The 13,606-nt window shown below is 48.3% G+C and carries 11 protein-coding genes; 4 read left to right on the top strand and 7 right to left on the bottom strand.

All coding sequences use genetic code 11. The features are described 5' to 3' along the window. Positions 1–2 precede the first annotated feature (2 nt). Both xdhB and xdhC read left to right on the top strand, forming a co-directional pair. Complete coding sequence (gene xdhB / locus DWX43_RS13315; RefSeq protein WP_118620645.1) at positions 3–890, top strand: xanthine dehydrogenase subunit XdhB; 888 nt, start codon at positions 3–5, stop codon at positions 888–890. Further along, on the top strand, positions 883–1,374 hold the full coding sequence (gene xdhC, locus DWX43_RS13320) for a xanthine dehydrogenase subunit XdhC (RefSeq protein WP_118620615.1): 492 nt from the start codon (positions 883–885) through the stop codon (positions 1,372–1,374). The genes xdhB and xdhC overlap by 8 nt, the downstream gene beginning before the upstream one ends. An 85-nt stretch (positions 1,375–1,459) precedes the next feature. Here xdhC and DWX43_RS13325 read toward each other — a convergent pair whose 3' ends face one another. The 7 genes from DWX43_RS13325 to DWX43_RS13355 all read right to left on the bottom strand — a co-directional run bounded on the left by DWX43_RS13325 (position 1,460) and on the right by DWX43_RS13355 (position 8,833). After that, a complete protein-coding gene (locus DWX43_RS13325; RefSeq protein WP_109729775.1) occupies positions 1,460–2,815 on the bottom strand; it encodes a nucleobase:cation symporter-2 family protein in 1,356 nt (451 codons plus the stop codon). A gap of 14 nt (positions 2,816–2,829) precedes the next feature. Then, on the bottom strand, positions 2,830–3,777 hold the full coding sequence (arcC, locus tag DWX43_RS13330; protein WP_109729866.1) for a carbamate kinase: 948 nt from the start codon (positions 3,775–3,777) through the stop codon (positions 2,830–2,832). 45 nt (positions 3,778–3,822) lie between these two features. Continuing rightward, positions 3,823–4,203 carry a RidA family protein gene (locus DWX43_RS13335; protein WP_109729774.1) on the bottom strand — a complete coding sequence of 127 codons (381 nt, stop codon included), beginning with the start codon at positions 4,201–4,203 and terminating at the stop codon, positions 3,823–3,825. 60 nt (positions 4,204–4,263) lie between these two features. Next, complete coding sequence (gene ygeW / locus DWX43_RS13340; protein WP_109729773.1) at positions 4,264–5,457, bottom strand: knotted carbamoyltransferase YgeW; 1,194 nt, start codon at positions 5,455–5,457, stop codon at positions 4,264–4,266. 70 nt (positions 5,458–5,527) lie between these two features. Continuing rightward, positions 5,528–6,838, bottom strand: coding sequence for a YgeY family selenium metabolism-linked hydrolase (locus tag DWX43_RS13345; protein ID WP_118620616.1), 1,311 nt, complete (start codon positions 6,836–6,838; stop codon positions 5,528–5,530). A gap of 58 nt (positions 6,839–6,896) precedes the next feature. Further along, positions 6,897–8,102: a diaminopropionate ammonia-lyase gene (gene dpaL, locus DWX43_RS13350; protein ID WP_109729771.1), complete on the bottom strand. Its 1,206-nt coding sequence runs from the start codon at positions 8,100–8,102 to the stop codon at positions 6,897–6,899. Positions 8,103–8,176: 74 nt separating this feature from the next. Beyond that, complete coding sequence (locus DWX43_RS13355; RefSeq protein WP_347559303.1) at positions 8,177–8,833, bottom strand: helix-turn-helix transcriptional regulator; 657 nt, start codon at positions 8,831–8,833, stop codon at positions 8,177–8,179. Positions 8,834–9,160: 327 nt separating this feature from the next. On the opposite strand from DWX43_RS13355, the gene ssnA reads away from it, so the two are divergent. Then, positions 9,161–10,492, top strand: coding sequence for a putative aminohydrolase SsnA (ssnA, locus tag DWX43_RS13360; protein ID WP_109729770.1), 1,332 nt, complete (start codon positions 9,161–9,163; stop codon positions 10,490–10,492). Between the two features lie 72 nt (positions 10,493–10,564). After that, positions 10,565–13,558 carry a putative selenate reductase subunit YgfK gene (gene ygfK / locus DWX43_RS13365; RefSeq protein ID WP_118620617.1) on the top strand — a complete coding sequence of 998 codons (2,994 nt, stop codon included), beginning with the start codon at positions 10,565–10,567 and terminating at the stop codon, positions 13,556–13,558. Positions 13,559–13,606: the final 48 nt, after the last annotated feature.

Consider the following 13,606-nt stretch of genomic DNA (forward strand, 5'->3'; position numbering starts at 1 on the left):
ACATGTATGATATGAAAGCATTATACGAGGCCGAAAGCGTGCCTCATGCCATACAGCTGCTTAAAGAACACCCAGAAGCCCAGATTATTGCCGGCGGAAGTGATGTCCTGGTGCAGATGAGAGAAGGAAAGCGTGCCGGTGCGGAACTGGTCAGCATATATGGACTGGATGAACTGCGCGGTGTAAAAATGGAAGAAGACGGGACGATCCGGATCGGGTCCCTGACCAGTTTTTCCCATATTACGAAGGACCCGGTTATCCAGAAATATATCAATGTGCTCGGGGAAGCAGTAGACAAGGCAGGAGGGCCCCAGATCAGGAATATCGGTACAATCGGAGGAAACACATGCAACGGGGTGACCTCCGCAGATTCAGCGGCTACACTGTTTGCGTGGGATGCCGTCGTAGAACTGACAGGTCCGGAAGGAATCCGCACAATGCCGATCCGCGAGTTCTACATCAAAGCAGGTAAAGTTGCACTGGCGCCGGCAGAGATCCAGACAGGGATTCTCATACCAAAGGCATCTTATGAAGGATATTACGGACACTATATCAAGTATGCAATGCGTAATGCAATGGATATTGCAACACTGGGATGCTCTGTTAATGTGAAACTCTCGGATGACAGGAGCATACTGGAGGACGTCAGGATTGCATATGGCGTTGCAGGACCGGTTCCAATGCGTGCAGTCCATGCAGAAGAGGCCGGAAGAGGAGTTTTAGTCAGTGCAGATTCGATCGAGAAGATCGGGGATACGGTCCTCGAAGATGTTACCCCGCGTGACAGCTGGAGGGCAAGTAAGGCCTTCCGGGAACATATCGCAAAGGTTTTATGCAAACGTGCCTTGAAAGAGTCGGTCAGACTGGCGGGAGGTGTGATTCATGAGTGAGATACAGTATAAGCTGGTAAGATGCACGATCAACGGTGAAAAACGAGAAACAATGGTGGACGTCAGGGCGTCCCTGACAGATATGCTGCGGAATGACTACCGCCTGACCAGTGTCAAAAAAGGCTGCGAGGTAGGAGAGTGCGGGGCCTGTAATGTGATCATAGACGGAGAATGTTTTAACTCCTGTATCTACCTGGCAGTCTGGGCAGACGGAAAAGAAATCCGGACACTGGAAAGCCTTATGGGGCCGGACGGGGAACTTTCAGATATCCAGCAGGCATTCATCGACGAGACAGCTGTACAGTGCGGATTCTGTACGCCCGGCGTAATCATGAGCGCTGTGGAGATACTGGAATCCGGGAAAGAGTATACAAGAGATGAACTGCGCAAACTGCTGTCCGGACACCTGTGCAGATGTACAGGATATGAAAATATCCTCAATGCGGTAGAAAAGACGATGCACAAACGGTTAGAGGGACACTGATTTAAAAAAAAGCAGCCGAAAAAGGAATTTTTCATCCTTTTTCGGCTGTTTCTTTATGCCCGCGGGCTGTTTAACATGAGAGATATTATTTGTCATCTGCCGGTGCAGGTTCCAGTGGTGTTTCTTTATCCTTCGGAAGAATGATATTAAGCAGTACTGCCAGCAGTGTTGCGATAACAACCGGTGACTTTCCGAAGATCATAACGAACCAGTCCGGGAAGGTTGCGAGTGCACCGTTCGCCTGAGAGATTCCCATTCCCAGTGCGGCTGCTAGTCCAACGATGGAAGTATTCCGGTAGGACATATTCTCTGAGGTGATCAGTTTCATACCAGTCATGGCGATGGATGCGAATACGGATACGGTCGCTCCGCCGAGCACGCAGTATGGAATCGTGGTCAGGACAGATGAGAACTTCGGAATCAGTCCGGCTACAAGCAGAATGACTGCTGCAAGGCCGAGTACACAGCGGTTGACAACCTTAGTTGTTGCCACGATACCTACGTTCTGGCTGTAGGTTGCAGTCGGAAGCCCGCCTAAAAGGGCGCCGAGGATATTTGTTATACCATAGCCGACGATACCGCCCTGAAGTTCATTGTCTGAAGGCATACGGTTGAGTCCGCCGCTTGTTGTTGCGGAGAAGTCTCCGATTGCCTGAATGGAGTTGATCGCAAACAGCAGGCCTATTGCCACGCAGGAGGAAACTTCAAACTTTACCCCAAAGTGCAGGGGCATTGGGAGCTGGAATGCAGATGCCTGTGAGATGGCGGTGAAGTCTACCATACCAAAGAACAGCGCGACGATATATCCTCCGATGATACCGATCAGGATGGATGCCAGTTTCCAGATTCCTTTTCCATAGTGGTTTAAAACGGTTACGATGATTAATGTAATAATTGCTACAAGCCAGTTCTGCCAGGAGCCGTAGTCAGGGCTTCCGGTTCCTCCGGCCATGTAGTTGATGGCAGTCGGATAAAGGGAAAGGCCGATTGTAAAAACGACAGTTCCTGCGATCAGAGGCGGGAAAAAGCGGCGGATTTTCTTTATGAAAATTCCTACAAGGATTGCCACACATCCGCCGACGATCTGTGCTCCTAATATGGTCGGGATGTCAAAATCCGAGGCAATGGACTGCATGCTTGGCAGATATGCGAAACTGACGCCCATGATGACTGGAAGTCCGGAACCGATGGCGAGCCATTTTGTCCGGAAGATCGGGAACAGCTGGAGCAGTGTGGACAGTGCCGATACAATCAAAGCTGCCTGTATGAGGATGACGGATTCTTTCTCGGAGAGGCCGCCTACCCCGGCAACAAGTATGGCCGGGGTAACACAGCCTACAATCATGGCGACAACATGCTGGAGGGCAAGTGGAAACGCCTGTTTAAAGCTCGGCACACCGTTTAGTTCAAATATAGTTGAGCGGGTCACTTCTTTTTTCACGCTATAATCCCCCTTTAAGCCTGACTGATTCTGGTACCTGTTGTGCCCTGGATTCCGTCTTTGGCTTTTTCCAGTAAGGTGATCAGAGCCTGGCGGCCCGGTTTTGATTCTGCGAATTCTACGGCAGCCTGTACTTTTGGCAGCATAGAACCGGGTGCGAAATGGCCTTCAGTCATATATTGTTTTGCTTCATCTACAGTTATATGATCCAGCCATTTTACTTCAGGCTTTCCGAAGTTTACAGCAACTTTTTCTACCGCTGTCAGTATAATGAGGAAATCTGCATCCAGTTCGCGTGCGAGAAGGCTGCTTGCAAAGTCTTTATCGATAACCGCGCTGGCGCCTTTCAGGTGGTTTCCCTGGCGTGTCACAGGAATACCGCCTCCTCCGCATGCGATGACAAGGTCACCGGATTCTACCATTGTACGGATCGTCCCGATCTCGATGATTTCCTGAGGTCTTGGGGAAGCTACCACACGGCGGTATCCGCGTCCGGAATCTTCCTTCATGATGTAGTCATATTTTTCAGCCATGCTGTCAGCCTGTTCTTTTGATAAGAAACGTCCGATCGGCTTGGATGGATTTTCAAATGCCGGATCGTCTTCATCCACGCGTACCTGTGTGATCATTGTTGCCACAGGGATGTTATCGATATTGCGGTTCAGAAGCTCTTCGCGCAGGGCATTCTGCAGATCGTATCCTATGTATGCCTGACTCATTGCCACACAGACAGACAGCGGTGTGTTCGGCTGCTGCGGGTCTTCGTGGGTCAGTGCCAGCATTGCGTTGTTTACCATTCCGACCTGGGGGCCGTTGCCGTGGGCAACCACGACTTCACAGCCCTCTTCGATCAGGTCTACAATGGCACGTGCGGTAATCTTTACCGCAGCCATCTGCTCGGGGAGGGTATTGCCGAGTGCATTCCCCCCCAGGGCGATGACAATCCGTTTCTTTTTTGCCATTTTCTTTTCCTCCGATTTTTTCATCGACCTATGATGTAAAAAGAATTATTTTCCTATATAGGCGATTGTCTCTACTTCGCATAAAACGCCCTTTGGCAGGTCTTTTACTGCGACACAGGAACGTGCCGGTTTTCCGACAAAATATTTTGCATAGATTTCGTTGAAGGCTGCGAAGTCTGCCATATCAGCGAGGAAACAAGTAGTCTTTACGACATCTTTGAATTCAGCGTTCTGGCTTTCCAGTAAAGCGGCTATATTTTTCATAACCTGCTCTGTCTGCTCCTGAATCGTTGTGCCTACGACATTCCCGGTTTCAGGAGAAAGCGGAATCTGTCCGGAAAAGAATGCGATATCATTTACTACGATACCCTGGGAATATGGTCCGATTGCTGCTGGTGCGTTTTTTGTTTCAACATAATTTAACATGTCAAATACCTCCTAAATTTTTTTTCTTTCTTATCATACCATAAATACAATGCTTACGGCTTATTCAAAGACTCTTGGGGTGCTTTTTTCTTCCAGTTTTTTTAATACTTCAGCCGGATCAGCGAATTTTGCGAGGAAGATCATGGCAGCGATGATGTATGGTTTGAAGCTTGCTTCTTTATAAAGAGGGGTTCTGTAGCGGTCAAATACGCTTGCATCTACCTCACCGGTCTCACAGCTTACGCCTGTGATGTCTGCGGGCAGGCAGTGCATGTAGAGTGCTTTTCCGTCTTTTGTCGTGGACATCAGTTCTTCTGTACATGCCCAGTCTTTGTGCTCTGCATTCTGTGCAAGCAGTTCTTTTTCCAGTTTATCGATTCCTTCGAAATCACCGTTTCCGTAAAGCTCTGTACGTTTTTCCATAGCTGCGAATGGAGCCCAGCTCTTAGGATAAACGATATCGGCGTCCTTGAATGCCTCAGCCATGTCGTTTGTCTTTGTAAATGTACCGCCGGATTTCTTTGCATTGTCTGCAGCAACTGCTTCTACTTCCGGGAATACCTCATATCCTTCCGGATGTGCAAGGACAACGTCCATACCGAAACGTGTCATCAGGCCGATGATTCCCTGCGGTACAGAGAGCGGTTTACCATAAGAAGGAGAGTATGCCCATGTCATGGCAAGCTTCTTACCTTTCAGGTTCTCGACACCGCCGAATTCATGGATGATGTGGAGCATGTCGGCCATAGCCTGTGTCGGGTGGTCAATATCGCACTGCAGGTTAACGAGGGTAGGCTTCTGCTCGAGAATGCCATCCTTATTTCCCTGTGTTACAGAATCAACAACTTCATGCATATATGCATTTCCCTTGCCGATGTACATATCATCACGGATACCGATGACATCAGCCATGAAGGAGATCATGTTTGCAGTCTCACGGACCGTCTCACCGTGAGCTACCTGTGATTTTCCCTCGTCTAAATCCTGTACCTCCAGACCAAGCAGGTTGCAGGCAGAAGCGAAAGAGAAGCGTGTACGTGTAGAATTATCACGGAATAAAGAGATTCCAAGCCCGCTCTCGAATACTTTTGTAGAGATATTGTTCTCTCTCATAAAACGAAGTGCATCAGCGATTGTGAAGACAGCCTCGAGCTCGTCATCTGTCTTTTCCCATGTGAGGAAAAAGTCACCGTTGTACATTTCCTTGAAGTTAAGCGCGTTCAATTTGTCGATATAATCCTGTAAAGTTTTCATAGTAGTAAATCCTCCTAAATTTTAAGAATATTCTGAATTTGATGGGCAAAAGGGTCTGACCCCTTTGAAATTATTTGCAGTAAAGTGTCGGAAGTGCAGCGTATACAGCAGCGCATACAACTAAATCCTGTTTCCATGTCTTCTCATTCGGTGCATGTGCCTGTGCTTCTGCACCAGGTCCGAAACCGATACATGGAATGCCGTTTCTTCCCATGATGGATACGCCGTTTGTGGAGAATGTCCATTTGTCTGTCAGAGGTCGTGCTTTTCTCATTGCCTCTGTCTCGGCGTTTCCAATTCTGCTCTCTCCGTAGAGGTTCTTATAAGCGTCTTCCAGTGCCTTTGTTACTGCATGGTCTTCCGGGATTACCCATGTCGGGAAGTAGCACTCGATCGGATATACGCATCCTGTGTAGGAAGGACGGTCATAGTTATACATGGAAACGATGACATCGTCGCCGTATTTCTTTACACTTGGGAGTGCGCGGATCTCATCCAGACAGCTTTCCCATGTCTCGCCTGCTGTCATGCGGCGGTCGAGTGAAACGGAGCAGGAGTCGGCAACAGCACAGCGGCTCGGGGAAGTAAAGAAGATCTCGGATGTTGTGACGGTTCCTCTTCCAAGGAAGCGTGCTTCTTTCCACTGCGGATTGTATTTTTCATCCAGCATCTTTACGAGGCCTTTGACTTCGGTTCCGTCTTCTGCATCATTCTCATTCAATGCACGTACATCCTGGAGGATGTCAGCCATCTTGTAGATTGCATTGTCACCACGTTCTGGTGCGGAACCGTGGCAGGAAACACCTTTGACATCGACACGGATTTCCATACGTCCGCGCTGTCCGCGGTAAATGCCGCCGTCTGTAGGCTCTGTGGAAACGACGAATTCAGGGCGTACTTTGTCTTCGTTGATGATGTACTGCCAGCAGAGGCCGTCACAGTCTTCTTCCTGAACAGTTCCTGTTACGAGTACGGTGTATTTGTCACTTAACAGGCCAAGGTCTTTCATGATCTTTGCACCATATACTGCAGAAACAATACCGCCACACTGGTCAGAAACGCCGCGTCCGCCAATTTCTTCATCATTTTCGTATCCTTCATATGGATCGAAAGTCCAGTTGTCAATATTTCCGATTCCCACGGTGTCGATGTGGGCATCGAATCCGATAATCTTTTCGCCTGTTCCCATGTATCCGAGAACGTTGCCCTGCGGGTCGATGATAACTTTGTCAAATTCGAGTTTTCTCATCTCTTCGGCGATGCGTTCGATGTGAGCCTTCTCATCACAGCTCTCGCCCGGGTTTCTTACGATGTCCCGTAAGAATTTTGTCATGTCCGCCTGATAGTTTTGTGCAGCTTCTTTGATCTTGTTAAAATCCATTTTTATACGCTCCTTTTTTATTTATAGAAATAATTGATTTATTGTTTAAACTTATTATTTAGCGGTTGTTTCCGCCCCAGACAATAGATTCATATCTTTCAGGGTCTGTGTCGCCCTCTGTTGAGAAGAGGAGGACTCTTGAATTCTCATCCAGTCCGAGATGTTCTCTTAACTCTTTATATTCATCCATACACATGATGCATGCCAGTGTGCCGAACGGTGCTGCTCCCGATTCTCCTGAAGTGACAGGGGTATCTCCTTTGACAGGAGCTGCCAGCATACGCATTCCCCTTGCAGCTACCCAGTCAGGTGAAGCGATGAATGTATCTACGTGGTTCTTCAGAATATCCCAGGAGATTGTGTTCGGTTCTCCGCAGGCAAGGCCGGCCATGATGGTTACCATATCACCGTCCACGATCTGGATGCTTCCGTCTCCTAATGCGGCTCCTTTATAGAGGCAGGCAGCAGCCTCGGCTTCCACGACGATCACTTTCGGCGGGTTCTCAGGATAACGGTTTGCAAAATATCCCTGAACGGCTCCGGCGAGGGAACCTACGCCTGCCTGGATAAACACGTGTGTCGGTCTTTCACAGCCATATTCCTGCAGCTGTTCGTTGGCCTCCATTGCCATTGTCCCGTATCCCTGCATGATCCATGCCGGGATCTCTTCGTATCCGTCCCATGCGGTATCCTGTACCATGATCCCGTTTTCCGTTTTCGCAGCCATAGCGGCAGCCATACGGACACATTCATCATAGTTATACTCTTCGATCGTAGCCTGTGCACCTTCTGCAAGAATGTTATTCAGGCGGGTCTGTGTCGTGCCCTTCGGCATCAGGACAACGGATTTCTGTCCCAGTTTATTTGCGGCCCATGCGACACCGCGTCCGTGGTTGCCGTCTGTTGCCGTGAAGAAGGTTGCCTGGCCGAACTCTTTTTTCAATTCTTCAGAAGTCAGTACCTGATAGGGAAGTTCTGAGACATCTTTACCGACCTGCTGTGCTATGTAGCGTGCCATTGCGAAAGAGCCGCCCAGCACTTTGAATGCATTCAGTCCGAATCTGTAGGACTCGTCTTTGACATAAACCTCTTTCAGGCCAAGTCTTCCGGCCATCTTGTCAAGCTTTGCAAGCGGTGTGATGCTGTACTGCGGAAAGCTTTCGTGGAAAGCCCTCGCCTTTTCTACCTCGGAAAGTGCCATAACCTTAAGCTGTGCATCGTCTGTCTTAGGCATATGGTTCACTGCCCATTTGATTGTTTCCATGTTTGAAAAACCTCCTTCATAAATAACTGTTAACTGTTCCGTTTCCCGCCTTCTGGTGCGGGGATGTGGCAGGATTATTTGCCCGCATCCATATAGCTGTAAAGTGTAAATTTTGAAATTCCTAAAAGAGAAGCAATCTTGTCTCCGGATTTGGTGATCAGGAAAGCACCTGCATTGTTGAGGTACTGCACCACTGCGACTTTGTCATCCTTGTTCATCAAAGCAACAGGTTTGCCGACGAGTGAAAGTGCCTGTTCGATCAGCGTGTCGAGCAGTTCATTCACGTTATGGGTGATTTTTTGCGGCTGGTTATTTTCATTTTCCTGTTCTTTTTCTGTGTCGGTGCTGATTAATGACTGGATGGCAGTTTCGATAGTGAGCAGTGCGGTGATGTCGTAATTCAGGGAAAATATGTATGCGATCGTGTTGTCCTCGTCCCTGATATACATGGTGCTTGATTTAAGAATACGCCCGTCATCCGTTTTCGTAAGATAAGAGAGACGGTCCTGGATCTGTGAGGGGTCCCGGCTCAGAGTCTCCAAAACGACGCTGGAAGGACCGTCACCTAACTTTCTGTTGGAAATGTGTCCGTTCTCAATGTAGACGATGGAACTTTCCAGTTCTTTCTTTCTCAGATCGTGTATGACAATCTCGCAGGAGCTGCCAAACTGTACGGCCAGGCCGTGTGCGATCTGTTTCAGTAGTTCTAATTTCTGGCTCAAAGTCATCATTCCTTTCGCGTATTTTGCTGCTTCCTGGTTGAGGAATTACCTCGCCCTTAAACCCATCATAGCATAAAAAAAATATAAATCAATACTTTTTCTAAAAATTTTTTAGGTTGCCTAAAAATTATTTAGGATTTGTATTGCAATTATCTTATATTAATGGTATTCTATAGACAACAAAAGCAGTCCAAAATATCTGTTCGAAAAAGAAAGGGCTGTTTTTACAAATATACAAAATATAGTGCGACGTGCAAGGAAAGTAACACCCTTGTAGAATTTGTATACCTGGACAGCTTCAACAGAATTCATGAAAGAAGAAAAGGAGAAGAAAGTATGCTGATTTTAGGAAATGGAAGGGTAATCACACGAGACGGGGAGAATCCGTTTCTGGAGAAAGGTGCCGTGGCGATCGAGGGAACCACAATTCAGAAAGTGGGGGGCCTTGAAGAAGTCAGGGCAGCGTATCCGGATGCGGACTTTATTGATGCAGGGGGAAAGGTGATCATGCCTGCATTTATCAATGCGCATGAACATATCTACAGCGCATTTGCGAGAGGTCTTTCTGTAAAGGGATATGATCCGAAAGGATTTCTTGACATTCTGGACGGCATGTGGTGGACAATTGACCGGAACCTTACACTTCAGGACACATATTTAAGTGCTATGGCAACGTATATTGACTGTATCAGGAATGGTGTCACGACGATATTCGACCACCATGCGAGTTTCGGTTCCATCAGGGATTCGCTCTTTCATATTGAAAAGGCGGCGAAGGAGACGGGCGTGCGCTCCTGCCTGTGCTATGAGATTTCGGACAGGGACGGGAAGGATAAGGCAAGAGATTCCGTCATGGAGAATGCAGAATTCATCAGATATGCACAGAAGGATGACAGCGGCATGATAGCCGGTATGATGGGAATGCATGCACAGTTTACCATCTCCGACGAGACGATGGAACTGGCGGCGGCAAACAAACCGGACGGGGCAGGCTATCACATCCATGTAGCGGAAGGAATCGAGGACCTGCACCACTGCCTGAAACATTACGGAAAGAGAATCGTAGACCGTCTGATGGACTGGGATATTCTTGGGGAGAAGACACTGCTCGGCCACTGTATCTATATCAACGGACATGAGATGGACCTGATCAGGGACACAAATACAATGGTGGTACATAATCCGGAATCCAATATGGGCAACGCCTGCGGATGCCCTCCGACAATGGAACTGGTGCACCGCGGGATACTGACAGGACTCGGAACCGACGGATACACCCACGATATGACAGAATCCTTCAAAGTTGCCAATGTCCTGCACAAGCACCACCTCTGTGACGCGAATGCAGCATGGGGAGAAGTACCGCAGATGCTTTTTTACAATAATGCGAAGATCGCAAACCGCTACTTCAAACAGGAGCTCGGCGTTCTGAAAGAAGGCGCAGCCGGGGATGTCATCATTGTAGATTACAACCCGCTGACACCACTCGGGGCAGATAACGCAAACGGACACATCCTGTTCGGGATGAACGGAAGCAAAGTTGTTACAACAGTTGCAAACGGAAAAGTCCTGATGAAGGACCGTGAACTGCAGGGGATCGATGAAGAAAAAGTAATGGCTGACTGCCAAGAAGCGTCAGGAGCCCTTTGGAAACGAATTAATGGGTAGTTTTTCAAAGGGGTCTGACCCCTTTGCACTCCCATTTTCAGAATATTCAGATTATATAGGAGGTTTTTACAGATGAGTGATATTATGACCCCGATGTCTTTCGGGCAGTTATTGGATTGGATTATGACAGAGCATGAAAAATACGGCACTGTATTCGGAGAGCATGATGCGTATAAGGCGGATGCGAAGTTTAACAGGACCATTTTTGGACGTCCGCTGGAGACACCGGTGGGACCGGCGGCGGGACCGCATACCCAGCTGACTCAGAATATTGTGGCCGCTTATTATACGGGCAGCCGTTTCTTTGAACTGAAGACCGTGCAGATTATGGACGGCGCGGAGCTTTCTGCATGTGTAAGCAAACCATGTATCAAAGCGGATGATGAGTGCTATAACTGCGAGTGGTCAACAGAGCTGTATGTCCCGCAGGCAATGGAAGAGTATATCAAGGCATGGTTCCTTCTGAAAGTTATGGCAAAGGAATATGATCTGGGAAGTATGGACGGATTCCAGTTTAATATCAGTGTGGGTTACGACCTGCAGGGGATTCAGTCTCCGAAGATCGACCAGTTCCTGAATACGATGAAGGATGCGAAGGATTCCGAAGTATTCCAGTCATGCAGGCAGTATCTGCTGGACCATGCAGACCGGTTTAAAAAAGTGACGAAGGAAGACATTGAGTCAATCCAGTCAGAAATCTGTAATTCCGTGACCATCTCCACGCTCCACGGCTGTCCGCCGCAGGAGATCGAGAAGATCGCCATGTACCTGATTACGGAAAAAGGGTTCCACACCTTTATCAAATGTAACCCTACATTATTAGGATACGAATTCGCAAGAAAGACGATGGATGAGATGGGATACGATTACATCGCGTTCGGCGACTTCCATTTCAAAGATGACCTTCAGTACGAAGATGCAGTGCCGATGCTCACCCGCCTGATGGATGTCTGTGCAGAGCGCGGTCTGGAATTTGGAGTGAAGATCACGAATACGTTCCCGGTTGATGTAAAGCAGAACGAACTTCCAAGTGAAGAGATGTATATGTCCGGTAAATCCTTGTACCCACTGTCCATCTCACTGGCGGCCAGGCTGGCAGAGGAATTTGACGGAAAACTGAGAATTTCCTATTCCGGCGGTGCGGACTTCTATAATATCAGGGGAATCGTAGATGCGGGAATCTGGCCGGTAACCGTGGCAACAACACTGCTGAAACCGGGTGGATACCAGAGAATGTCCCAGATCGCACAGATACTGGAGAAAGAAAACGACGTATTTACAGGCGTCAGCGCTAAAGCGGCAAAAATCCTCGCAGAGGAGGCAAAAGTAAGCTCCCACCACCTGAAAGCCGTAAAACCGCTGCCGTCCCGCAAAATGAAACAGCAGGTACCTCTTCTGGACTGTTTTGTAGCACCTTGCAAGGAAGGATGCCCGATCCATCAGGATATCACAACATATCTGCAGTTAGTCAGTGCAGGTGAATATGAAGAAGCAATGCGTGTCATCACAGAGAAAAACCCGCTTCCGTTTATTACAGGAACAATCTGTGCACACAATTGTATGAGCAAATGCACCCGTAATTTCTATGAGGAACCCGTACATATCCGCGCAATGAAACTGGAGGCTGCTGAAAACGGCTATGCAGACTGGCTGAGAACAGTGACTCCTGTGAACGTGACGGAAAAAGGGAAAGCAGCAGTCGTCGGCGGCGGTCCGGCAGGAATGGCAGCAGCTTATTTCTTAAGACGCGGCGGCATGGAAGTGACCTTATTTGAACAGACCGATTCCCTGGGCGGAGTCGTACGCCATGTAATACCCGAGTTCAGGATTGCCGGCGTGGCAATCGATAAAGATGCTGCGATTCTGGAAGCAGCAGGTGTGGAAATCCGCTATAATGTCAGAATCGAAAGTGTACAGGAATTAAAGGAAAAGGGCTATACAGCCGTAGTGCTGGCAGTCGGCGCGTCTGTACCGGGAACCCTGAAGCTGGAAGAGGGAGAGACCGTTAATGCGCTCGAATTCCTTGCACAATTTAAAGACACAAACGGACGCCTCGATATCGGGAAAAATGTAGTTGTTATCGGCGGCGGAAATACGGCAATGGATACTGCAAGGGCGGCGAAACGCACGAAGGGCGTAGAAAATGTTTCCCTTGTATACAGAAGGACAAAACGCTACATGCCGGCCGATGAGGAAGAATTACTGATGGCAGTGGAAGACGGTGTGGATTTCAAGGAACTGCTTGCACCGGTGAAACTATCAGACGGAATGCTGACATGCAAAGTGATGAAACTCGGTGATTTCGATGCATCGGGAAGACGTGGTGTCGTGGAGACCGAAGAAATCCGCGAGGTACCGGCGGACACAGTGATCGTTGCAGTCGGTGAAAAAGTACCTTCAGACTTCTATCAGGCAAATGGAATTCATGTAAATGAGCGTGGGAAAGCCCTTGTAAATGAGGAAACATGTGAGACGAACCAGGCAGATGTCTATATTGCGGGAGACGCGTTAGGCGGGCCGGCTACAGTTGTGGAAGGAATCCGGGACGGAAAGAAAGCAGCCGAAGCCATCATCGGAAAGACACTTACAAGAGACTTTGATAAACAGGCAGATGAGGCAAAGGTTTATGCAAGAAGAGGTGTCCTCAAGGAAACAGAGGAAGGCACAAAAGAGACCGGGCGCTGCCTTGGATGCTCCAGCATCTGTGAGAATTGTGCAGAAGTCTGTCCAAACCGTGCGAACCTCTCCATACGGGTTCCGGGAATGGAAAAACACCAGATTATCCATGTAGATTACATGTGCAACGAATGCGGCAACTGCAGAAGTTTCTGTCCATATGACAGCGCACCATATCTGGATAAATTTACATTATTTGCATCAGAAAAAGACATGGAAGACAGCAAAAATCAGGGCTTCACTGTATTGGATGAAGAAAAGGTAAGCTGTAAAGTCAGATATCTTGGAGAAACCTTCACCTGGACAAAGGGAGAGGAGACAAAGCTACCGGAAGGACTTCAGAATCTGATCGAAACAGTCATTCGTGAATACCCCTACCTGCTTGTATAAAAATAAGCAGGGACGGTATACGGCATAATCAACAGGAAACAAAAGTGC

Source organism: Clostridium sp. AF19-22AC (assembly GCF_003479085.1).
Taxonomy (GTDB): Bacteria; Bacillota; Clostridia; order Lachnospirales; family Lachnospiraceae; genus Faecalicatena_A; species Faecalicatena_A orotica.